Origin of the sequence: Prauserella alba (genome assembly GCF_024171735.1) — a bacterium.
In the GTDB taxonomy this organism is placed as follows: Bacteria; Actinomycetota; Actinomycetes; order Mycobacteriales; family Pseudonocardiaceae; genus Prauserella; species Prauserella alba.
The window spans coordinates 909921-932349 of record NZ_JAMTCH010000003.1 but is presented as its reverse complement, the minus strand read 5'-3'; the positions used below and the strand labels follow the sequence as shown (position 1 = coordinate 932349).

The window sequence follows — 22429 nt, the reverse complement described above, 5'->3', positions numbered from 1 at the left end:
GGGCCGCCGGCTACGTCGCCGGCGGCCAGGCGACCCGGGCCGCCGGCGACGTCGTGGCGTTCGAATTACGGTTCGGCGACGGTGCGGGCCCTGTCCCCGATGCTCGGACCGCGCGGCGGGATCGCATCGTAGGCGGACGGGTCCAGGTCATCCACCCGGCCGCTCGCCAGCGACGACAGCATCCCGTCGAGTCCGGTGTAGACAGTTCGTACGAGCTGTTCGCGGTACTTCTGGCCGAGTGTCTGGGTCTGTCCCCGCACCTCGAACAGCACCGCCCCACTGCCGTTCAACGCGAACGAGCCCAGCCCCGTCCCCGGCAGGTTGATGTCCTGCGGATAGAGCGTGATGTTACCGAACAGCGGGTTGTTGTTCGCCTTGCCCTGCAACGCGTTGTACGCCGCGACGTTGAGCTGCTTCGCGTAGTCGAGGTCGTACTCGTCGGCGTACTGCTGGTAACCCGGCGTCGTGGCCGGGTCGTCGACGAACTTGCCGGACAGCGACATCGTGACGAAGCGATCGGGGTCGTCCGGCATCACGTAGCACGCGCCCTGGTGATGCAGATCGACGTACGTGTCGACCGTGCCGAACTCCTCCTCCAGTCCGATGTAGATGTCGCGGACGGCGCGCGTCTCCGGAGAGAGGTACCAGCCGGTGTCGGCGGATGTTCCGGGAAAGTCCTCGGCCTTCGGCTCGTACGCAAGGTCGGGGTTGTAATCACGGTTGATGTCGAAGCCGGGACGCTGTGAGTAGTCGTCGCCCTGGAGCTGCTCGGTGTAGTAGTTCCACGCCGGTTCGGCATCGGCGAGTTGTGGGTGCTGCTGGACGACTTCGTCCCAGGTCATGTCGTTGCCGCGCCGGTCGAGCTCTGCGGCGTCCGGGTTCATCTTCGGGACGGCCACGAGCGTGAGCTCGTCGCGCCAGCGCTCGGCCTTCGGGCTGTCGCTGGTCCCGACGAAGCGCAGTAGCCGCAGCAGCGCGTCGGTGCCCGTTTTCTCGTTGCCGTGGATCTCACTGGTCATCAGGACAGCCTTCGGACCGTGCCCCGCTCGGGCCGACCAGATCTCACGGCCGCGATTGCTCCTGCCGATCTCGTCGACGGTGACCACGCCGCCGGACACCCGCTCGAGGCGTTGCAGTTCGACGCCGAGCTCGCGGTGATCGGTGAACTCGTGGACGGGCAGGTCCTGCGGTTCGTCGCTGCATTTCTGGGCGGCCGGTGCTCCCGTAGCGGGCTGAGCAGGCTGCTGGGCCGTCGCGGGTACGGCGGTGACGAGCGACAGCACGGCGGCACCGGCGACGACGGCCGCCAGCGAACGTTTCGGTCTGGACACGGCACTCCTCATGTGTCGGCGGGTCCCGCAGGACTCCGCGGGATCGGCACAGAAATGTCGTGGTGGCGCCACCGCGAAAGTTAGTTATAGCAGCTAAGCACCTAGGGTGCCGAACCACCGAACGGGTGGACCTATCGTGAGTCGCCCACCGAATGGGGTGACGACCGCGGCCACGCCGTGGGCGACGCGGCCTGCCCTACGGGAGCGGCGCACCCCTGGGGCCGCCTTGCCCTTCCTGGGGCCGCCTTGCCCTTCCTGGGGCCGCCCTGCCCTTCCTGGGGCCGCCCTGCCCTTCGGACGCCGCCGTTCCCTCCTGCGACGCCGTGCCCTCCTGCGACGCCGTGCCCTTCGGATGCGCCGTGCTTCTCCGGGTGCGTCGTGCGCGTCCGGGCCGTTTCAGGATTCGTCGAGGGTTTGCCGGAGGGCTTCGTCGGCCTTACGCGCCATGTCCTTGACCGCCTCGCGCCGCTCGGCGTCGGCCTCGTAGTCGGCTCTGCGGTCGCGCACGACTCGGGCGGGTGCGCCGACCGCGATGCCGAAGTCCGGTATGTCGCCGCGGACCACGGCGTGCGCCCCGAGCACGCAGCCGCGCCCGACGCGCGTGCCCTTGAGGACCGACACCTTGGTGCCGATCCAGGTGTCGGGCCCGACCCGCACCGGCGCCTTGACGATGCCCTGGTCCTTGATCGGCAGGTTGATGTCGGCCGTGACGTGGTCGAAATCGGTGACGTACACCCAGTCGGCGATGATCGAGGAACCGCCGATCTCGATGTCCAGGTAGCCGTTGAGTACGTTCTGCCTGCCGAAGACGGTCTTGTCCCCGATGCGCAGCGACCCCTCGTGGCAGCGGATCGCGTTGCCGTCGCCGATGTGCACCCACCGGCCGATCTCCATGCGCCCGTAACCGGGGCGAGCGTGGATCTCGACGTTCTTGCCGAGGAACACCATGCCGCGCAGCACGACGTGCGGGTTCGCGACGCGGAACTTCAGCAGCCGCCAGTACCGGACGAGATACCAGGGCGTGTAGGCCCGGTTGCGCAACACCCAGCGCAGCGAGTCCTTCGTCAGGAACCGGGCCTGGCCGGGGTCGTTGCGGACCCGCCGCCAGGCCTGGACGCGGTGCAGCACGGGCGAACCCCACATCGACGTCATGCCCGGAGGGTAGCTGCGCCCCGCAGCGCCTCCGGCCGGGAGGTGGCGGGGAGCGTGACAGGCTCCGGCTCGGCGTACGGCGACCCCGGCCCGAACAGCCTCGGGTCTGCCAGGGCCGGGGTCGCGAGGGACCCGACCCCGGCAGACCGACGATCCCGGCTTCTTCTGCGCGGCGACCGCGGTCCCGAGCCTGCGCCGAGGAGAGGCGGACGCGGCCGTGTCAGAACGGCGGCGGATCGCTGTCGCCCTCGCGCGCCGGGTTGTTGCGCCGGGCCGGATCGTTCCGTTGCCGTGCACCATCGGGCTGTGTCGAATGATCCCGCTGCCGTGAATGATCACGCTGTCGTGGACCGGCACGCCGCCGCGAGTCGGTGCGATCTCCACGACCGGCACGGGGTTCGCATCCGCCACCGTTCGGCGGATCCGCATCGGCGTCGCAGCGCTCCCGCGGAGCCAGCACGGGCTCCCGCCGCCCGGTGTAGGTGATGCCGTTCGGGGTGGTCACCGTGCTCATGCCCTGCACCGGGTCGTAGTGGAAGTCCCACCGCGGGTCGTTCGTCAGCCGGTGGTGACGTCGGCACCGCAGCCCGCCGTTGGCGACCGAGGTCGTCCCACCGTCCTTGCCCCGCTCGCGTTCATGGTCGTGATCGCAGTGCCGGGCAGGCCGATGACACCACGGAACGACACATTCACGGTCCCGCACCCGCACCAGTTTCCGAATCGTCTCGCTGGGCCGCCGGCGCGTCCTGCCCAGATCCACCGGATCGCCGGTGCCGGGGTCGCACAACACCGCGCGCCACACACTGGCCGGTCCGGTCATGATCTCCCGGGCGATCACGGCGGGCACGGGTCCGTAGCCGTCCAACTCGCACCCCTGCTCGGAGATCGACAGGGCGGCGTCGACCGGCATGTGCAGCTGCACCATCACCGGCGCCGCGGGTGGTGCCGCGCCGGGATCGTTGCCCAGCAACAGATCCGCAGTCACGTCCGCGCGCAACTGGTCCCACGTCCGTCTCTCGCCGCCGCGACGCAGTGAACGGGCCATCGCATCGGTCCGGGCGTAGCACGCCGCCGCCACCTCGGCCGGCAGCTCCGCCGACAGCACCGACACCGCGTTCTCCCCCGTTACGAGTTCGATCCGGCGTTCCGCACCCACCCTTCGCGCCCGGTCGGCCTGCCCGCCCGGGTCGACCTTCTCCACGAACCACGCCGCACACCGGGTCAGATTCCGCGGTTGCCACAACGTCACGCCTGCCACCGCGAGTTTCTCCGCCAGCAACCGGTCCACGGCACGCCGAATGCGCTCCCGCACGGACACCGCCGAGGCCCGCAACTCGGGAGCCAGCTCCCCCGCCAGGCTCCACCAGTCGTCGTCCACCGCGGCGACCTCGGCGAGGAACGCCACCTCATCGCCGTCGACCTGCGCACGCCGCACACGCAACGCCCGCGCCCGCTCGACGCGGCCCATCACCACTCGACCGGCCACCACAACTCCGCCCCAGACCGACATCCGCAACCAACAGTACCGAACACACATTCGACACCGCATTCCCTGGGCATTTCACTTTCGGGTGTACTTCGGCGCGGGTGCGCGCACCTCTTGTGCGGTTTCAGGACATCGGGATCGGGTGCTTCGGCGCATCAGCAGGACGTGGCGGCTGATGTGGGTGCGGCGGGTGATGCGCGGTCAGGTTGTGTTGTCCCTGCGTAAACGGCTGGAAGAAGGCGGCCATGATGGTTTTCACCACCTGCCTTTCCGGCGGACGCGGCGGCCGCAACCACCTCGACTACGAACTCCGACGCCACGACATCGGCGACCAGAGCTTTCCGGTCGCACCATCCCGCCACCTGCGGCAAGGTCGAACGGTTCCAGCAGAACTAGAGAACTGACTCCAGCCGCAACCGGACCAGCCGACCACCGGCAGCCAACTGCACACCCTGCTCGACCGGTGCCGGCACGACGGCAACACCACCCGTCCCACCGACCCCTGCCACACCGGGCACGAGCGGCCACCGTCTCCATCGCCGTCCGCACCGACAAGATCGCCCAAACCCGTCGACAAGGCCCGCAGCGTCACCCTGCCCGCCGCCGACCACCGACGTCGCATCGGCATCGGCCGGGCGCTCGACCCGAAACCGCACACGCGGGGTCCGGGGCTGTGCCGATGCCCCGAGGCGTCACAGGTGTGCGCACCACTGGTCCGGCCCCTCGGCGCCCACCGGGGCGGCATGAACCGGGCATGCCCACCAACGCCGCCCCGGACGGCCTCAGTCACCGAAGGACCGCACGGCAACACTCGGCCACCCCCACCACTCGGCGTTGCACCCATGTGCCCCGCCCGAGAACCCGAGCCACCCGAGAACGGCACGTGACAGTGCCACGACTCGACCCCGCCGCAGCCGCATCGACGCTCCCCCGCGGCCGTAACCTGGCGGTGAACGACCCGAACGGTGAGGAGTGGACGTGGCGCAGAAGCTGATCATCGACACCGACCCCGGCGTGGACGACGCGTTCGCCATCGCACTGGCCGCTCTCAGCAGCGATGTCGACCTGCTGGGCGTGACCACGGTCCACGGCAACGTCCCGCTGTCGGCGACGACGATCAACGCCCGTCGCATCCTGGCGCTGTGCAAGCGGGCCGATGTACCCGTCGCCGCGGGTGCCCCCCGGCCGCTGGTCCACCGCAGTCCCCACGAGGCGGGGGAGGTACACGGCAGCGACGGGCTGTCCGGCCGGTCGGCGGCACTGCCCGAGCCGTCCCGCCCGCTCGACGAACGCGACGCCGTCACCCTCCTCGCCGAGCTGCTGGAAGCCTCCGACACGCCGGTCACGATCGCCCCGATCGGCCCGCTCACCAACATCGCGGCGCTGCTGGCCGCGCATCCGGCGGCCGCAGCCAAGATCGACCGAATCGTAATCATGGGCGGCGCACTCGGCCACGGCAACACCACGGCCGCCGCCGAGTTCAACATCTGGAGCGACCCCGAAGCGGCCCAGCGCGTACTGACCGGCGGGGACGCCCCGTGCGTGCTCGTCCCGATGGATCTGACCTATCGCTGCGCCGTCGACGCGGCGTGGCTCGACGAACTGGACGCGTCCGGACCCATCGGTGCGGCCCTGCACGCTCTCACCCCGGACTACCGCACGCACTACCGTGGCGCGCTCGGCTGGGACGGCATGGTGGTCCACGACGCGGTCGCGGTCGCCGAGGCGATCCGTCCGGGGACGCTGCGGACGGAGCGGGTTCCGGTGCAGGTGGAGTGCTCGTTCGGCCCGGGCCGCGGTGCCACGCTCGCCGACCGGCGACTACCGGCGCTGCGCGCCGCCACCGACGGCGCCGCCCCGGCCTCGGAGGTCGACGTCGCGGTGGACACCGATCTGGCCGCGCTGCGCGCACTGCTGCTGGACCGATTGCGCTGACCTCGACCGTGCTCTGCGTTGCGGCGCTCCGTATCCTCTGACCCATGACTTCGGGGGAGACCGAGACAGAGTCGTCCACGGCGCCGTCGTCGGAGAGCACGCCGTCCGGCTCGTCGGTACCGGCGGCGGCCCCGTATGCCCGGCGCCGCTTCGCCGCCCTGCTGGCGCTCGCCACCGCGGTCGTACTGGCGGCGGGTGTCGTCACGGTGGTCCAGTTGTCCCCCGAACCCTCCGGGGACACCGGTGCCGCCGCGGCGGCGGCCGACGGTGCCGTTGCCGGCGGGCAGTCGGCCTCCGCGTCCTCCGGCAGCCCGTCCTCCTCCCAGCGGACTCCACAGCCCGAACCGGCTCCGGACGACGCGACCTCCCGGCCGGCCCAGCAGGTGCCGCAGGAGCAGGGCGCGCGGTTCGAGGCGTGGGTCGACGAGGTGGCAGGCTGGCTCGACATCCCCCGGCGCGCCATGCACGCCTACGCGACGGCGACCGTCCGCATGGAGCAGGAGCGGCCGGGCTGCAACCTGTCGTGGGTCACACTCGCCGGGATCGGCCGCACGACGAGCGACCACGGCCGCGAGGGCGGTCGCGACCTCACGCGCGACGGCAGGCCGACCTCCCCCATCGGCACCATCGAGCTGCACAACTTCGCGGGCGAGGTGATATCCCAGGCGGGCGCCGAGGGGCCGCTGCAGCTCTCCCCCGCGGTGTGGCAGCAGTGGGCCGCGACCGCCTCGGGCGAGGCTCCGAACATCCAGGACATCGACGACGCGGCGCTCACCGCGGGACGGGCGCTGTGCGACGGCGGACGCGACCTCGACCAGGGCGGTCAATGGCTCGCGGGCGTCTCGGCGCTGCACGACGAACCGCTGTTCCTGCACCGCGTGCTCGCCACGGCCAACGTGTACGGCACCGTGGGCATGGCCGACGAGCGGCCCAACGAGAAGGTCCTGAAGGCCGTCACGTTCGCCATCGAGAAGATCGGCCTGCCGTACGTGTGGGGCGGCAACGGCACGGAGCAGGGCGATGCCGGGTTCGACTGTTCCGGGCTGACGACCGCCGCGTACGGCTCGGCCGGTGTGTCGCTGGAACGCACGGCCCACTGGCAGTACTCGTCCCTGCCGATCATCGGCCCGGACGAGGAGCCCCGGCTGGGCGACCTGGTGTTCTTCGGCGATCCGAACACGAAGATCCACCACGTCGGCATGTACATCGGCAACCAGCAGATGATCGACGCACCGACGTTCGGACAGGCCGTGCAGGTGCACAACTACCGCAAACCCGGCGACTCCTACGCGGGTGCCGGCAGGCCGGTGGCCTGACCCCGCGGTCCGGTAAGCACGCCGTTCGACCATCACCACTGCCAGGAGCGTGACCATGGAGACGACGACCGAGTCCTTCCGCACCTCCACCGGAGTCGACCTCGGACTCGAACACTTCGGTGATGCGGCTGCACCGCTCGTCCTGCTCGCCGGTGGCCCGACCATGCTGTCCTGGCCGGACGGACTCTGCGAGGCGCTGGCCCGCCGGGGGCGCCACGTGGTCCGTTACGACCTGCGCGACACCGGAGCGTCGACGACAGCCGATCCGGAGGCACCGGCGTACACGCTGCGCGATCTCGCCGAGGACGCCGCCGCGCTCGCCCGTGGTCTCGACGACCTGCCCGCGCACCTGGCCGGCATCGGCGTCGGCGGCATGGTCGCCCAGGTCGCCGCGCTCGATCACCCCGACGCGTTCTCCGCACTCACCCTCGCGGGCACCCGGCCGGTCGCGCCGGGCCCGGTCGACGACGACCTGCCCGACCACGACGCCCACACCATGGAGCGGATGTTCGCGCTCCCGATGCCCGACTGGTCCGATCGCGACGCCGTGGCCGACTTCGCCGCTGCGAACGCCGAGGTCCTCGGCAACGACCCGGTGGCCGCTCGCGCCACGGCCGTGCGCATCTTCGACCGCACGCCGTCGGCGGAACCCGCCGTCCACCGCGCCAACCAGCTGGGCATGGTTTTCGCCGCGCTCGACTGCACCCCGCGCTGGCGGGAGCGGCTCGCGGAGCTGGCCGTCCCCACGCTCGTCGTGCACGGCCGCCGCGATCCGTTCTTCCCCGTGGGCAACGGCGAAGCACTCGCCCGCGAGATCCCCGACGCCCGGCTGCACGTACTCGACGAGGCGGCGACCGCGATCCCCCACGATCTCGCCGAAGAGGTCGCCGACTCCATACTCGCGCGGTAGCCCGCCGCGGTCAGTGGGCGTGCTCGCGGTTGAACAGGCGGCGTGACCAGAGATAGCCGCCCGCGGCGCACAGTACGCACCAGCCGAGCGCGAGCCACGCCTGCTCGCCGATCGGACCGCCGGTCAACAACCCGCGCAGCGTCTCGATGATCGGCGTGAACGGCTGGTACTCGGCGAACCACCGCAGCCCCGCCGGCATCGACTCCACCGGTACGAACCCGCTGCCGAGGAACGGCAACAGGACCAGCGGCATCAGCGCGTTGCTCGCGGTTTCGACACTCGAGCACGCCTGTCCGGCCGCGACCGCGAGCCACACCAGGGCGAACGTGACAGCCAGGAGCAGCCCGGCCGCGGCGAGCCAGGCCGCCGGATCGGTCGAAGGGCGGAAACCGACGAGCACCGCGAGGCCGGTCACGATCACGAGTGCGATCGCCGCCTGGATCACACTGCCCAGCACGTGCCCGGTCAGTACCGACACGCGGGCGATGTGCATGGTGCGGAACCGCGCGACGATGCCCTCGGTCATGTCGGTGGCGACCGAGATCGCGGTTCCTTGCACGGTGGAGGTCACGGTCATCACGATGATCGCGGGAACGACGTAGGCCACGTATTCGGCCCGGCCTGCACCGGCTGTTCCCGCGATGCCGGCTCCCAGCGCGTCGCCGAAGACGTACACGAACAGCAGCAGGAACACGACCGGCATACCGACGAGCGTCAGTGTCATCGACGGATACCGCAGCATGTGGCGGAGGTTCCGCCGCAGCATCGTCGCCGAGTCCCGCAACGGATGAAACCGTCCGATGTGGATCTGAGACGGAGTGGTGGCGTGGGTCGTCATGGTGTGCCTGCTTTCTCGTGGGCCGGATTCCCGGTGAGTGCGAGGAAGACGTCGTCGAGGTCGGGCGTGTGGATCGTCAGCCCCTCGACGTCGATGTGGTGGTGGTCGAGGCTTTCCAGCAGGGTCCTCAGCGTTCCGACGCCGCCGTCGCCGGGCACCTGCAGCGCGAGCGCGTCGTCGTCCCGCGTCGCGGGCTCCAGGACCCGCGACGCTGCGTCGAGCGCACCCCTGTCGCCGAACTGCAACCGGACGTGGCCGCCGGGGATTCGCCGTTTCAGTTCGTCGGGTGTTCCCTCCGCGACGAGGCGGCCGTGGTCGAGCACGGCGATGCGGTCGGCGAGCGCGTCGGCCTCCTCCAGGTACTGCGTCGTCAGGAACACGGTGACGCCACCGGCGACGAGTTCTTCGACGATGCGCCACATGTCGCGGCGGCTGCGCGGATCCAGTCCGGTGGTCGGCTCGTCGAGGAAGATCACCTGCGGTCGGCCCATCAGCGTCATGGCGAGGTCGAGCCTCCGCCGCATGCCGCCGGAATAGGTGGAGGCGGGTTTGCCCGCGGCGTCGGTGAGATCGAACCGTTCCAGCAGTTCGGCCGCGCGGGCTCGCCCGGTTGCGCGGTCGAGATGGTGCAGGTCGGCCATCAACCGCAGGTTCTCGGCGCCGGTGAGCAGTCCGTCCACAGCGGAGAACTGGCCGGTCACGCCGATGGCGGCCCGTACGGCGTCGGGGTCGGCGGACACGTCGTGACCCACGACCCGTGCGCTTCCACCATCCGCGCCGAGCAGGGTGGTGAGAATCCTGACGGTCGTCGTCTTGCCTGCGCCGTTGGCGCCGAGCAGGGCGAACACCGTACCGGGCGCGACGGTCAGCTCGAGACCGTCCAGAACGACGTGGTCGGCGAACGACCGGCGGAGACCGCTCACGGCGATCGCCGGTGGACTGTGGGTGGTCATACTCGTCCTTTCGTGGACAGGGGGCATCGACAGCGAAGAGAGGATTTCGGCGAGGAGCCGTTCGCCGAACACGGGAACGGCATGGGTCGACCGCCGCGTCGATCACGGGCCACGAGCGGTGACAGGGACGGTTCGGCGAGGCGCGAACCGCACGGGAGCGGAGTCGGCGGATCGCCGACCGGTGACTGCGCGCCGGCCCTCAGGCGCGGCGGACGGTGACGTCGCCCGTCGAGGTGCGGCCTCGGACCTCGACGGTCTCGTCCGCCTCGTCCGGACCGAGCGCGTCGTCGAGCAGGTTACGCAGCTGACCGAACGTGGTCTCGACATCGAGCCACGCGGCCGTTCCCGCGGCGATGCCGAGGTCGAGGTCGCCCATCGACGTACCCAGCTCCACCTTGCCGCGGGCGATCTCGCCGAGCCGAATGGATCCGTTGTGGGTCCTGACGTCGACGCTCGCGCCGGCCTCGTCCACGACGATGGCACCGTTGGCGGAGCGGACGCGCACGTCACCGGCCACGGCGTCGATCTCGGTGTCACCGTTGGAGTTCTTGACCTCGGCGCCGCCCTCGACCCTGCCGACGCTCACCGTGCCGGAACCGGTGCGAATGTCGCCGTCGCCTCCGATCCCGTCGACGGTGACATGGCCCGCGCCGGTATCGAGCTGTGCCGAGCCGCTGCGTTCGACCCGGATGTCGCCCATCCCGGTCTTCAGCTTCACCCGGCCCAGCGTGCCCTCGCACCGGATGCCGCCCATCTGGAGTCTGCCGTCCACTCGGGACCCGGTGGGCAGTTCGATCGTGACATCGGCCGAGCGGGTCTTCCGGGAGAAGTCGAACGCACGGTGCTTGTGTGCGGTGATACGCACTTCGCCACCGGAGTGGTCGACCCGGACCTTGCCGGCGGCCTCCACATCGGACTCGTCCGACGGGTCGCTCGCGGCCACCTCGACGACCGTGTCGGCCCTGTCGCTCGCGACGATGTGGACGTCCCGAGCGACACCGAGGTCGAGCACTACGGAAACAGGCCCGGGAGTGTCGAAGACAAGCATGATCACCCTTCCTTCACGTGCCGGCACCTCCGGCCGGGCAGCCGGGGGCCGGGCAAGGTCGTGCTGACGTTGGAGCACGTGCAAGCGTGTGGACCGGTCAACGCACCCAACCGGTGAACTGCTGCCGCGACCGGACGCCCGGCGCGGCACCACCCCGGTGCCCGTCGTCCTCGCCACCGAGAGCCGCCGCAGCGGCCCGCACCAGCCAGGCGTTGACCGACCGCCCCTCCTCGGCCGCGGCCTCTTCCACCGCAGCCTTCAGCCTCTCGGGCAGGCGGACGTTGATCCGCGTCGTCGGGCCGTCCTCCGCGATCGAGACCGCAGCGTCGGACCTTCCCGCCACCGCCGGCGTGCGGTCTCCGGCTGCCCCCGACGCTTCGGGCGTCGGCGTCACGACGAACTCGGGATCACGGCCACGCAACCGCAGTTCGACCGCACCGGGAGCCAGGTCCCGGGTGATCTCGTCGGCAGCGCCCGACAACGCGTCGAGCAGCGTCATCCGGATCGCCGATTCGAGCGAACCCGCCAGCCGCTCGACCAGCGCGCGAGCTTCCTCGCCGCCGGCATCGGCGAGCGCGGCGAACTCACGACCGAGGTTGTCCACGTACACGTTCAACTCCATGGCTCAACTATGGCATCACAGTGATGCCATATCAACCCCCAGCCGACTCATGCTGCGTCGAGAGTCCGCGCAAGAAGCCGCACCGAGCGCTCCTAACAGGGAAAACATCGGCGTTGTCCGGTGAAACGGGGCGGCATCACGAATGGCTCAATCTGGCTCATCCGATGGCTCCGGGGGCGCGCGCCGCGACGAACGGAGGGCCGCCGTGCTGCGTGTCCACCGCCAGCTCGGTCACGAGCCCCGCAGCCGTGCGGCCCGCCGGATGAGGTGATCGCGCTCGGGAACGCTCGTGGCGGAGCGGGCCGCCTCGGCGTACAGGTCCGCCGCGCGCCCGATCTCGCCGGCGCGCTCGTGCAGGTAGGCCGACGCGGCGGTGTGGCGGGGCAGCCCCGGATCCACCTCACCCAGCGCCGCCAGCCCCGCACGCGGCCCGTCGGCCTCCCCCACCGCCACGGCCCGGTTCAACTGCACCACCGGGCTGCCGGTGAGCCGCAGCAGTTCGTCGTACCACTCGACGATCTGCGGCCAGTCCGTCTCGGCCGGCGCCGGGGCGTCGGCGTGCAACGCGGCGATCGCCGCCTGTGCCTGGTACTCACCGAGCCGGTCCCGCGCCAGCGCGGTCTGCAGGATCTCCACGCCCTCCGCGATCAGCCCGGTGTCCCACCGGCGGCGATCCTGCTCCGCCAACGGAACGAGCCGCCCGTCGGCGTCGGTGCGGGCGTCGCGACGTGCATGGTGCAGCAGCATGAGCGCCAGCAGACCGGCCACCTCCGGCTCGTCGGTCAGCGCGGCGAGCTGCCGGGTGAGCCGGATGGCCTCCGCGGCCAGGTCGACGTCACCGCCGTAACCCTCGTTGAAAACGAGATACAGCACCCGAAGCACCGTGGCCGGGTCACCGGCCCGGTCCAGCGACTGCCCCGCGATGCGCCGCTTCGCCCTGCTGATGCGCTGGGCCATCGTCGCCTCGGGAACGAGGTAGGCGGCCGCGATCTGCTGCGTGGTGAGCCCGCCGACCGCACGCAGCGTCAGCGCGACCGCAGACGCGGGCGTCAGCGACGGGTGCGCACAGAGGAAGTACAGCCGCAGCGTGTCGTCCGCGGCCGGCCCCGGCCCCGGCGGGGGCTCGGCCGCCACCACGGCCTCACGCCCCCGCCGCGACTCCTCGGCGCGCGCGGCGTCGAGGAACCGGCGCCACGACGTCGCGATCAGCCAGGCCTTGGGGTCACGCACGGGGTCTCCCCTGGACGGGTCGTCGGACCACGTCTCCAACGCCCGGATCACGGCTTCCTGCACCGCGTCCTCGGCCGAGGCGAAATCCGCCCCGCGCCGGACCAGTACCCCGATCACCGCGGGCACCAGCTCCCGCAGCGCCGACGGGTTCACTCGGCGGTCTCGGCCTTGTTCGACATGAACGGCCGCAGTTCGAGCCATTCGTGGATCGGTTCGCCGCCCGGTCCGGGTGCGGCCGACAACTCCCCCGCCAGTTCGAGCGCCCGCTCGTGGGACTCGACGTCGATCACCATCCAGCCCGCGACGAGATCCTTGGTCTCGGCGAACGGCCCGTCCGTCACGGGCGGGCGCCCTTCTCCGTCGTAGCGCACGAACGTGCCCTCGGGAGCCAGCGCCTGGGCGTCGACGAACTCACCCGTGGCTTCGAGTTTCGACGCGAAATCGCTCATGTAACGCATGTGCGCGTCGACCTCGTCCGGGCTCCAGTGGTCGATCGTTTCGTAGTCGACGACCGGCTCCGGTCCGCCCCGGTAGTGCTTCAGCAGCAGGTACTTCATGGTCTCTCTCCTTCGTCGCATGCGACACCTGGTGGCCGCTCGTGTCCCTGGGACGGAGCCGACTCCCCATTCTCGACACGACGACCGAGGTTTTTCCCTGATTTTTTTCGCGGCGCCTCCCGAACCCCCGGACGCGGGCCGTTCGAGGTTCGGGAGGCACGGCCGTTCGGCGCCCGCCCCACAGCCCGGCAGCTCCGCAGCCCAGCAGCCCCGCGGCTCAGCGGCTCAGGCTCCGACTCGGCTCGGTGGCTCAGCGGCTCAGGGCCGTCGCGCTGCGAATGTGGGAGAGCTTCTCCGGGTTGCGTACCCCGTAGAGACCGGTCACCAGTCCGTCGTCGATGCGCACCGCCACGACCGTGTCGACCTCGTCCCCGCGCCACAGCACGAGCGCGGGGTGGCCGTTGACGCTCGCCGGGGCCAGCGTGCCGATGTCGGGCACCCGCCATGCACCGGCCGCGAGGACCCTGCCCACCTTGTCCGAGCCCACGATCGGGTTCGGCACCGCCTGCGCGAGTCCTCCGCCGTCACCGATGAGCACGACGTCCGGAGCCAGGATGTCGAGCAGGCCTTGCAGGTCACCCGTGTCGACCGCACGGCGGAACGCGTCGAGCGCCCGCCGCGCCTCGTCCGGGGAGGCCGGACCCCGTGGCCTGCGCGCGCTCACGTGCCCGCGCGCCCGGTGGGCGATCTGCCGGACCGCGGCAGCGTTCTTGCCGACCGCGTCGGCGATCTCCTCGTAGTCGACGGCGAACACGTCCCGCAGCACGAACACCGCACGTTCGGTCGGCGAGAGCGTCTCCAGCACCAGCAGCATCGCCATCGACACGCTCTCGGCCAGCTCCACGTCCTCGGCCACGTCGGACACGGTGGTCAGCGGTTCGGGCAGCCACGCACCGACGTAGGCCTCCTTCCGCCTGCCGAGTGCGCGCATCCTCGTGAGCGCCTGCCTCGTCGTGATCCGCACCAGATACGCCCGCCGGTCACGCACCCGGGCCAACTCGACCCCGGTCCACTTCAGCCACGTCTCCTGAAGCACGTCCTCGGCGTCGGCGGCCGATCCGAGCATCTCGTAGGCGACCGTGAACAGCAGGTTCCGGTGGGCCACGAACACCTCGGTGGCCGTGTCGGCGTTCGGTGACGGCGGGTGCGCGATGCCGGTCATGAGGTCTCCCTTCGGTGACGACACCCCTACGACGCCGCGAGCGTCCTCGGTGTGACAGGCCGCCCGCGGCCTGCGGCGCCGCGAACGTTGGGGGCGGTGCCCGTCACCCGGCCGCTGTCACAACGTGCCCGCCACCGGCGTCGTGTGGTCATCCATCCGACACACGAGGAGGACACCGCCATGGAAACCCGATTCGACATGTTCGGCAACGACGTCGCGCTGAAGTTCGCCAAACGGTTCGCCAATGCGGGCGCCGTCATCACCGAGTCGCCGCTGCCGACGTCCGTCCAGGAACTCGTCTCGCTGCGCGCCAGCCAGATCAACGGCTGCGGCTGGTGCGTCGACATGCACACCAAGGAGGCCGCCGCCCACGGGGAGAGCGCCGAGCGGCTCAACCTCGTCGCCGTCTGGCGGGAGACCACGGTGTTCACGGCGGCCGAGCGGGCGGCGCTGGCCTTCGCGGAGGAGGGCACCCGGCTCGCCGACGCCCACCAGGGCGTGTCGGACGAGACGTGGGCCGCGGTGCGCGAACACTACGACGACGATCAGACCGCGGCGCTCGTGGCGCTCCTCGGCCTGATCAACGCGGCCAACCGGCTGGCCGTGATCGTCCACCAGCGGGGCGGGTCCTACCAGCCCGGCATGTTCGAGGCCGCCCTGTCGGGCCAGTCGTGACGTGACGGCCGTGCGGGGGTGCTCGCGAGTATCCCCGCACGGCCGGCTCTCCCCTCAGGGGAACGGCGTAGCGGTCAGACGACGCCTGCGCGGATCTCGTCGTAGATCGAGAGCTCCGGCAGGACGGACTCGCCCGAGCGCGTCGGTCAGCCCGCCTCGACGCGACCGTGGGTGAGGGCGGCCACTGCGTCCGCCAGCTTCCGGTGTTGCCGCGTCACCAGCGGGCCGTACTGGATCGCCTTCGACTTGATGCCGAGCTCCACGCGCGTGCCCGTGGGCTCGGGAGTCACCAGGACCGGGTAGAAGAACCCCCAGGTGGCCAGCGACATGCCCGAGTCGAGCAGCGCGAGGCCACGCCCGGGGTCGGTGTCGACGACGGAGAAGCCGGCGGGCCATCGCTGGGTGATCCACGCGTAGACGTGGTCCGGTGGTGCGTCGACCCGCACGACCTGCCGCCGTTTCGTCATCGGCACGGTCGCGACCGTGCCCTTCCGCGTCAGCGCGATCACCAGCAGCACGCAGACCACCACGGCCATGATCAGCATGACCAGCAGGAACACCTCGATATCCATGCGCCGGATTCTGCCCCACCGGGAGCGCCGCCGGACGCGGAATGCGCGATCTCCTCGGTGACGACCGGCCCGGTTCAGGCGGGCACGCGTTCCGCCCTGCAGAGCAGCGCGGTGGGCCTGCGCCCGATCCGGGTCAGCACAACGCTCGCCTCGCCCGCTCCGGCCGGCTTGAGCCTGCGGCGCAGCGTGTTCGGATCCACGTCGAGTCCTCGCACGAGGATCTCCACCCGGCCCACGTCGTGACGGCGCAGCATCGCCGACAGCTCCTTCTCGCTGTAGCGCCCGAACTCCAGCACCCGGAACGCGCGCACGCCGGGCGGTGGCTCGTCGCCGGTCAGGTAGGCGATGCGCTCGTCCAGCTGCCACAGGCCGTGCCGCGCACCGTAGTGCCGCACCAGACCGGCCCGGACGACGGCGCCGTCCGGGTCGACGATCCACTCCCCCGGCTCGCCGACGCCGATGTCGTCGGGTTCGTCGTCGGTGATCGTCCATTCCGCCGTCGCGGAACCGGCCGTACCGCTCCGCAGCACGGTCGCACGCCTGCGGGCCGTGGCGAGCCCGTCGCTCCACAGGCACGATTCCCGCACTTGGCCGTCGAGCGAGACGAGCTCGACCTCACGTGCCCATCCCGCGATGGACGGGTCGAGCCCGGGTGCGCATTTCACCACCAGGTCGCGTCCCGCGTAGACGGAAGCGACCTCGTCCAGCGGAGGCACGAAGTCGCCGGGCTTCCACGCGCGGCGCCCCGACGAGTCCCGCCGCGCCGGATCCGCCACGACCACTGCTCCGCGCGTGACCGGTGCGAGCGCATCCGCACGCACCAGCGCCGCGGTCACGCCGGCCGTCGCGACGTTGTGCCGTGCCATCGCCAACCGGGCAGGATCGAGATCGGACCCCACGCACCGCGCCGCCGTACCTGCCAGCGCCACCAGGTCGGCCCCGATCGAACACGTCACGTCGTGCACGTCCCGGCCGGCGAGCCGCTCGGCACGATGCCGCGCCACCGGGGAGGCACTCGCCTGCTGCAACGCATCGGATGTCAGCAGCCACGAGCCCGATCCGTCCAGCTTGGAGGCCGCCTTCCGGCGCAACAGCACGGTTTCCAGCACCGGGGCATAGCGGTCGCCCACGGCACGGCGCGCGGTGGTCACGTCCGCCAGCCAACTCGCGTCGGTCAGCGCCAGCCCGTCACAGGCCGCGATCGCCCGCTCACCCTCGGCCGAGGCCAGGAAGGCGACGTCGTCGGGTGAGAAGGCGTACGGCAACGGTTCCGGTGCTCCTGATTCCTGCGCTCCCGCAGCGCGGGCCGATCACGACTCCACGGGCTCGGGCGACTTGGTGCCCGTGATCATCACGTTGTAGAACAGCTCGCGGGGCAGCATCCTCGACAACAGCTTCTTGTCCACTGCGGACAGTCGAAGCCACAGCTTGTAGGCGAACAGGCGCCACCTGAGCGTCAGCTTCTCGTCCGGAACCGCGGCCTCGAACGTGCGGATCGGCCAGCCGGCCAGCGCGGCGCTGAACTCGTCGGTGACCGCCCGGACGTCGACCGCGCCAGCCGACAGCGCCGTGCGCTCCAATTCGGACGGATCGAACGTGTGCAGGTCGACCACGGCCTCGAGCGCCGCAGCGCGCGAGGACTCGTCGAGCTCGGCCTGCGGCCGCCGCCACCCGCTCAAGGCGGGCAGTTTGGTCAGGTTGGTCGTCACCCACCAGGTCAGCTGACCGAGTTTGCGGGCGTAGAAGTCGCCGACCTTCGTCGGCTCACCCGCGAACACGAACCGCCCGCCCGGCTTGAGCACACGCAGCACCTCCCGCAGCGACGCCTCGACGTCCGGGATGTGGTGCAGCACGGCATGCCCGATCACGAGGTCGAAACTGTCGTCCTCGTACGGGATCCGTTCGGCGTCCGCGACCCGGCCGTCCACGTCGAGCCCGAGCTGCTCGGCGTTGCGCAGCGCGACCTCGACCATGCCGGGCGACAGGTCCGTCACCGAACCCTTCTTGATCATCCCGCCCTGCATCAGGTTCAGCAGGAAGAAGCCCGTGCCGCTGCCCAACTCCATCGCGGTCGGGTACGGCCCGGTGTCGGTGCCCGCCACCGCGGTGAACACGTCGGTCGCGTAGTCGATGCAGCGCTCGTCGTACGAGATCGACCACTTCTCGTCGTACGTGCCGGCTTCCCAGTCGTGGTACAGCACGTTGGCGAGTTTCGGATCGGCGTAGGCGGCCTCGACCTCGTCGGCGCTGGCGTGCGGGTTCGGTGCCGGGTCGAGACGTTCCGTCGCGTCGGACACGGTCACTTCCCCTTGAACTCGGCCTTGCCGGGACCGTTCTCGATGAACGACTCCATCCCCGCGGCCTGGTCCTCGGTCGCCCACAGCGCCGTGAACAGCTGCGTCTCCAGCTTGAGTGCGTTGCGCAGATCCATGTCCTGGCCGCCGTCGATCGCGGCCTTTGCGGCCTTCAGCGCCACCGCGGGACCGTCGGCGAACTGCGCAGCCCACTTGTGCGCCGCGGCGTACACCTCGTCCGGCGCGACGACCTGGTCGACCAGCCCGATCGACAGCGCCTCCTCGGCCTTGACGAACCGTCCCGTGTAGACGATGTCCTTGGCCTTGCTCGGGCCCACGAGCCGCGTCAGCCGCTGCGTACCGCCCGCACCCGGGATGATGCCGAGCTGGATCTCCGGCTGGCCGACCTTCACGTTGTCGCCGACGACCCGGCGGTCCGCCGTCATCGCCAGTTCGAGGCCGCCGCCGAGCGCGTAGCCGGTGACCGCGGCGACCGTCGGCTTCGGCAGCTCGGCGATCGAGGCCAGCGACGCCTGCAGTTCGGCGCCGAACTCGTTGATCTCGACGTAGGACTTGGCCGCCATCTCCTTGATGTCGGCACCGCCCGCGAACGTCTTCTCCCCGCCGTAGAGGATCACGGCGCGGACGTCGTCGCGGCCCGCGGCCTCCTTCGCGACCTCGGCGAGCTCGCGCTGCACCTGATTGTTCAGCGCATTGACCGGCGGCCGGTCCAGCCTGATGGTGCCGACGCCTGCCTCGACCTCGAGTCGTACGAACTCGCCCACGCCTTCCTCCTTGAACGCTTGCTCGACGTGCCTGCGACCGGAAGCTACCGGTCGGTAATAAGCTTACCTGCGTCGTGCGAAGAAGCGATCACCCGAGCGCTCCAGCACGAGGTCCTGGCCGAACGTAGCCGACAGATTCTCCGCCGTCAGCACGTCGTCGAGCAGGCCCGCCGCGACGGTACGGCCCTCGGACAGCAACAGGGCATGGGTGAATCCGGGCGGGATCTCCTCCACGTGGTGGGTGACCAGCGCCATCGCGGGCGCGTCCGGATCGAGCGCCAGCTCCGAGAGCCGCGCGACGAGATCCTCGCGCCCACCGAGATCGAGGCCCGCGGCCGGCTCGTCGAGCAGCAGCAGTTCCGGGTCCGTCATCTGCGCGCGGGCGATGAGGGTGCGTTTGCGCTCACCCTCGGAGAGCGTGCCGTACTCGCGCGTGGCCAGGTGGGCGATGCCGAGGGCCGCCAGCAGCTCGTCGGCCCGCTCGGTGTCGAGCTCGTCGTAGCGCTCGCGCCAGCGGCCCATGACCGCATAGCCGGCGCTGACCACGACGTCCCGCACCTTCTCCTCGCCGGGGACGCGCACGTTGACGGCCGCCGACGTGAAGCCGATCCGCGTGCGGAGTTCGAACACGTCGGTACGGCCGATCTGCTCACCCAGCACGTGCACGGTGCCCGTCGTCGGGTGCAGCTCCGCCGCCGCAAGCTTGAGCAACGTGGTCTTGCCCGCACCGTTCGGGCCGAGGATCACCCAACGTTCGTCGAGTTCCACCGACCAGTCGAAATCGGTCAGCAACTTGTTGCCGCCCCGCCGGACCCCGACGCCCGAGGCGTGGACCACCAGGTCCTCGAGGTTGTCCGGCTCGCCGGTGCGTGAGTCGTCCCGTGGAATGTCGTGCGCCGCGTTCACGGGGGACATTCTCACCGACCGGCCACGGCCACCCGCGTGTGGGCCCGCGTCACGCGGACACCACCTTGCCGAGTTCGGCCGGACTCGCCAACAGCCGGTGCCGCGGCAGCACGCGCACGGTGTAACCCAGCGCCCCCGCGTGCGGCAACCGCAGCCGCGCCTCGAACACGCCGCGCTCCACCGGCTCCATCGTCACGTGCACGACGTCGGCCAGCTCATCGGTGTCCCCGACCCGGCCGACCACGGCTTGCACCTCCACGTCGGCGGGGTCCAGCCCCGCCAGGTCCACCCGGGCGCGCATCCGCACGTCCGCACCCACCACGAGCGTCTCCGCACCGTCGGCCAGCAACTCCGTGTCGGCGACGCGCACCCGCGGCCAGGCCACCTCCAGGCGCGTGCGGTAGTCGTGGAACGCGCGCGACCCGGCGTAGCCGTCGGCCGTGGCCTCCGCGACCGTCTCGGCCGCGGGCAGGTAGTACGACTCGACGTACTCGCGGACCATGCGCGAGGCCTGCACGCTCGGGCCCAGCGTGCGCAGCGTGTGCCACACGCGCGAGAGCCAGCCCTTCGGCACACCGCGCTCGTCCCGGTCGTAGAACAGCGGCGCGATCTGCTGGCCCAGCAGGTCGTACAGCGCGGCGGCCTCCAGATCGTCCCGCTGCAGCGGGTCGGCGACCCCGTCGGCCGTCGGGATCGCCCAGCCGTTGCTGCCGTCGTAGAACTCGTCCCACCAGCCGTCGCTGGTGGACAGGTTCAGGCAGCCGTTGAGCGCCGCCTTCATCCCCGAGGTGCCGCACGCCTCCAGCGGCCGCGTCGGATTGTTCAGCCACACGTCACAGCCGCGGTACAGATAGCGGGCCATCTGCATGCCGTAGTCGGGCAGGAACACGATGCGCCTGCGCACCTCGGGATCGTCGTCGATGAACCGCACGATCTGCTGGATGAGCGCCTTGCCGCCCTCGTCGGCCGGATGTGACTTGCCCGCGACGACGATCTGGATCGGCCGGTGTTCGTCGAGCAACAGGGCGCGCAGCCGCTCCGGGTCCCGCAGCATCAGCGTCAGCCGCTTGTACGTCGGCACCCGCCTGGCGAAGCCCACGGTGAGCACGTCCGGATCGAAGATCCGCTCCGTCCAGCCCAGTTCCAGTGCCGAGGCACCGCGCTGCAGCCACGCCTCCCGCGCGCGCCTGCGCACCTCGCCGACCAGGTTGGACCGCAGTTCCCGGCGCAGTGCCCACAACTGTTCGTCGGTCACGTCGGCCGCGATGCGCGTGCCGTTGCCGTCGCCCTCGTGGCCCCACTCCTCGTCGTTGCCGCCGAGCAGCGCGGTCATCTCGCGCGCCACCCAGGTCGGACCGTGCACGCCGTTGGTGACCGAACGGACCGGCACCTCGTCGACGTCGAAACCCGGCCACAGGCCGGCGAACATGCGCCGCGACACGCGGCCGTGCAGCGCGGAGACGCCGTTGGCGCGCTGGGCCAGCCGCAGCCCCATGTGCGCCATGTTGAACATGCCCGGGTTGTCCTCCGCGCCGAGCGCGAGGACCCGCCGCGGGTCGACGTGCGGCAGCAGGGCACCGTCACCGAAATAGTGCTGCACCAGGTCGACGGGGAACCGGTCGATACCGGCGGGCACGGGCGTGTGTGTGGTGAAGACCGTGCCCGCGCGCACCGCCGACAGCGCTTCGTCGAAGTCGAGACCGCCGCCGGCGAGGATCTCGTCGGCACGTTCCAGGCCGAGGAAGCCCGCGTGCCCCTCGTTGGTGTGGAACACCTCCGGCTGCGGATGCCCGGTGAGTTCGCAGTACCGCCGTACTGCGCGCATACCACCGATGCCGGCGAGGATCTCCTGCCGAATGCGGTGGTCGGCATCGCCGCCGTAGAGGCGGTCGGTGATCCGCCGCAGATCGTCGTCGTTCCCGTCGACGTCGGTGTCGAGCAGCAGCAGCACCGCACGGCCGACGCTCGCCTTCCACATCTGGGCGCGCAGCTCACGACCCCCCGGCATGGCGACGCTCACCATGGCGGGCCTGCCCGACTCCTCGGTGACCGGTTCGAGGGGCAGTCCGTCGGGGTCGATCACCGGGTAGTGCTCGACCTGCCAGCCGTCGAGCGAGAGCGACTGGCGGAAGTACCCGGCGCGGTACAGCGGGCCCACGCCGATGATCGGCACCCCCAGGTCGGAGGCGGCCTTGAGGTGGTCCCCCGCGAGCACGCCGAGACCACCGGAATAGTTCGGCAGCGCCTCGTGCACGCCGAACTCCATCGAGAAGTAGGCGACCGCCCCGGGCACGCGCTCGTGGTCGGCGGCCAGCCGCTGGTACCAGCGCGGTTCGGTCAGGTAGCGGTGCAGTCCGTCCACGGCGTCGCGGGTGCGTTTCAGGAACGCCTCGTCGCGGGCGAGCTCGTCGAGCCGGTCCGCCGGGATCTCGGTGAGCATCCGCAACGGGTCGCGGATCCGCCGGAACAGCGCGTCGTCCATCGACGCGAACAGGTCGCGCGTCGGCGGGTGCCACGTCCAGCGCAGGTTCGTCGCCAGCGCGGTGAGCCCCGCCAGTTGGTCCGGAATGCGCGCGTGCACGGTGAAGCGGCGGACTGCTCTCATGCTGCGATTCAACCTACTGGATCACCGGCGCGCAGCCGCGGGGGCGTGATCA

21 protein-coding genes are annotated in these 22429 nt (G+C 70.9%); 5 read left to right on the top strand and 16 right to left on the bottom strand.

Annotated features, from left to right (window positions below):
* Positions 1-65 precede the first annotated feature (65 nt).
* From LY12_RS04215 to LY12_RS04205, 3 genes are all read right to left on the bottom strand, one after another.
* On the bottom strand, positions 66-1331 hold the full coding sequence (locus LY12_RS04215; RefSeq protein ID WP_253853373.1) for a M14 family zinc carboxypeptidase: 1266 nt from the start codon (positions 1329-1331) through the stop codon (positions 66-68).
* Between the two features lie 396 nt (positions 1332-1727).
* Positions 1728-2483 (bottom strand): acyltransferase, encoded by a 756-nt coding sequence (locus LY12_RS04210; RefSeq protein WP_253853371.1) that lies wholly within the window; start codon positions 2481-2483, stop codon positions 1728-1730.
* 220 nt (positions 2484-2703) lie between these two features.
* The gene (locus LY12_RS04205; RefSeq protein WP_253853370.1) at positions 2704-3969 is read right to left on the bottom strand and encodes a DUF222 domain-containing protein; all 1266 of its coding nucleotides are present in this window, start codon (positions 3967-3969) and stop codon (positions 2704-2706) included.
* A 245-nt stretch (positions 3970-4214) separates the two neighbouring features.
* On the opposite strand from LY12_RS04205, the gene LY12_RS04200 reads away from it, so the two are divergent.
* The 4 genes from LY12_RS04200 to LY12_RS04185 all read left to right on the top strand — a co-directional run bounded on the left by LY12_RS04200 (position 4215) and on the right by LY12_RS04185 (position 8130).
* Positions 4215-4373, top strand: coding sequence for a hypothetical protein (locus tag LY12_RS04200; protein WP_253853369.1), 159 nt, complete (start codon positions 4215-4217; stop codon positions 4371-4373).
* A 574-nt stretch (positions 4374-4947) separates the two neighbouring features.
* Positions 4948-5904: a nucleoside hydrolase gene (locus LY12_RS04195; RefSeq protein WP_253853368.1), complete on the top strand. Its 957-nt coding sequence runs from the start codon at positions 4948-4950 to the stop codon at positions 5902-5904.
* Between the two features lie 44 nt (positions 5905-5948).
* Positions 5949-7220 (top strand): C40 family peptidase, encoded by a 1272-nt coding sequence (locus LY12_RS04190; protein ID WP_253853367.1) that lies wholly within the window; start codon positions 5949-5951, stop codon positions 7218-7220.
* Between the two features lie 55 nt (positions 7221-7275).
* Entirely contained in the window at positions 7276-8130 is an 855-nt protein-coding gene (locus tag LY12_RS04185) for an alpha/beta fold hydrolase (RefSeq protein WP_253853366.1), read from the top strand.
* 10 nt (positions 8131-8140) lie between these two features.
* Here LY12_RS04185 and LY12_RS04180 read toward each other — a convergent pair whose 3' ends face one another.
* From LY12_RS04180 to LY12_RS04150, 7 genes are all read right to left on the bottom strand, one after another.
* Positions 8141-8968, bottom strand: a complete 828-nt coding sequence (locus LY12_RS04180) for an ABC transporter permease (RefSeq protein ID WP_253853365.1) — start codon at positions 8966-8968, stop codon at positions 8141-8143.
* A complete protein-coding gene (locus LY12_RS04175; RefSeq protein ID WP_253853364.1) occupies positions 8965-9921 on the bottom strand; it encodes an ATP-binding cassette domain-containing protein in 957 nt (318 codons plus the stop codon). The genes LY12_RS04180 and LY12_RS04175 overlap by 4 nt, the downstream gene beginning before the upstream one ends.
* Positions 9922-10120: 199 nt before the next feature.
* Positions 10121-10969: a DUF4097 family beta strand repeat-containing protein gene (locus tag LY12_RS04170; protein ID WP_253853363.1), complete on the bottom strand. Its 849-nt coding sequence runs from the start codon at positions 10967-10969 to the stop codon at positions 10121-10123.
* Positions 10970-11066: 97 nt separating this feature from the next.
* Positions 11067-11591, bottom strand: a complete 525-nt coding sequence (locus LY12_RS04165) for a toxin-antitoxin system HicB family antitoxin (protein WP_253853362.1) — start codon at positions 11589-11591, stop codon at positions 11067-11069.
* Positions 11592-11822: 231 nt separating this feature from the next.
* Positions 11823-12974, bottom strand: coding sequence for an RNA polymerase sigma factor (locus LY12_RS04160; protein ID WP_253853361.1), 1152 nt, complete (start codon positions 12972-12974; stop codon positions 11823-11825).
* On the bottom strand, positions 12971-13378 hold the full coding sequence (locus LY12_RS04155; RefSeq protein WP_253853360.1) for a YciI family protein: 408 nt from the start codon (positions 13376-13378) through the stop codon (positions 12971-12973). The genes LY12_RS04160 and LY12_RS04155 overlap by 4 nt, the downstream gene beginning before the upstream one ends.
* A 250-nt stretch (positions 13379-13628) precedes the next feature.
* Complete coding sequence (locus LY12_RS04150; protein WP_253853359.1) at positions 13629-14540, bottom strand: RNA polymerase sigma-70 factor; 912 nt, start codon at positions 14538-14540, stop codon at positions 13629-13631.
* Between the two features lie 180 nt (positions 14541-14720).
* On the opposite strand from LY12_RS04150, the gene LY12_RS04145 reads away from it, so the two are divergent.
* Positions 14721-15215: a carboxymuconolactone decarboxylase family protein gene (locus LY12_RS04145; RefSeq protein WP_253853358.1), complete on the top strand. Its 495-nt coding sequence runs from the start codon at positions 14721-14723 to the stop codon at positions 15213-15215.
* 146 nt (positions 15216-15361) lie between these two features.
* On the opposite strand, the gene LY12_RS04140 is transcribed toward LY12_RS04145, so the two are convergent.
* From LY12_RS04140 to glgP, 6 genes are all read right to left on the bottom strand, one after another.
* On the bottom strand, positions 15362-15787 hold the full coding sequence (locus LY12_RS04140) for a hypothetical protein (RefSeq protein ID WP_253853357.1): 426 nt from the start codon (positions 15785-15787) through the stop codon (positions 15362-15364).
* A 74-nt stretch (positions 15788-15861) separates the two neighbouring features.
* The gene (locus LY12_RS04135) at positions 15862-17052 is read right to left on the bottom strand and encodes a class I SAM-dependent methyltransferase (protein WP_253853356.1); all 1191 of its coding nucleotides are present in this window, start codon (positions 17050-17052) and stop codon (positions 15862-15864) included.
* A 45-nt stretch (positions 17053-17097) separates the two neighbouring features.
* The gene (locus LY12_RS04130; protein WP_253853355.1) at positions 17098-18084 is read right to left on the bottom strand and encodes a class I SAM-dependent methyltransferase; all 987 of its coding nucleotides are present in this window, start codon (positions 18082-18084) and stop codon (positions 17098-17100) included.
* A 2-nt stretch (positions 18085-18086) separates the two neighbouring features.
* Positions 18087-18866, bottom strand: a complete 780-nt coding sequence (locus LY12_RS04125; RefSeq protein WP_253853354.1) for an enoyl-CoA hydratase/isomerase family protein — start codon at positions 18864-18866, stop codon at positions 18087-18089.
* Positions 18867-18929: 63 nt separating this feature from the next.
* Positions 18930-19781 (bottom strand): ABC transporter ATP-binding protein, encoded by an 852-nt coding sequence (locus tag LY12_RS04120; RefSeq protein ID WP_372493446.1) that lies wholly within the window; start codon positions 19779-19781, stop codon positions 18930-18932.
* 40 nt (positions 19782-19821) lie between these two features.
* A complete protein-coding gene (gene glgP / locus LY12_RS04115; RefSeq protein ID WP_253853352.1) occupies positions 19822-22377 on the bottom strand; it encodes an alpha-glucan family phosphorylase in 2556 nt (851 codons plus the stop codon).
* Between the last annotated feature and the right edge of the window lie 52 nt (positions 22378-22429).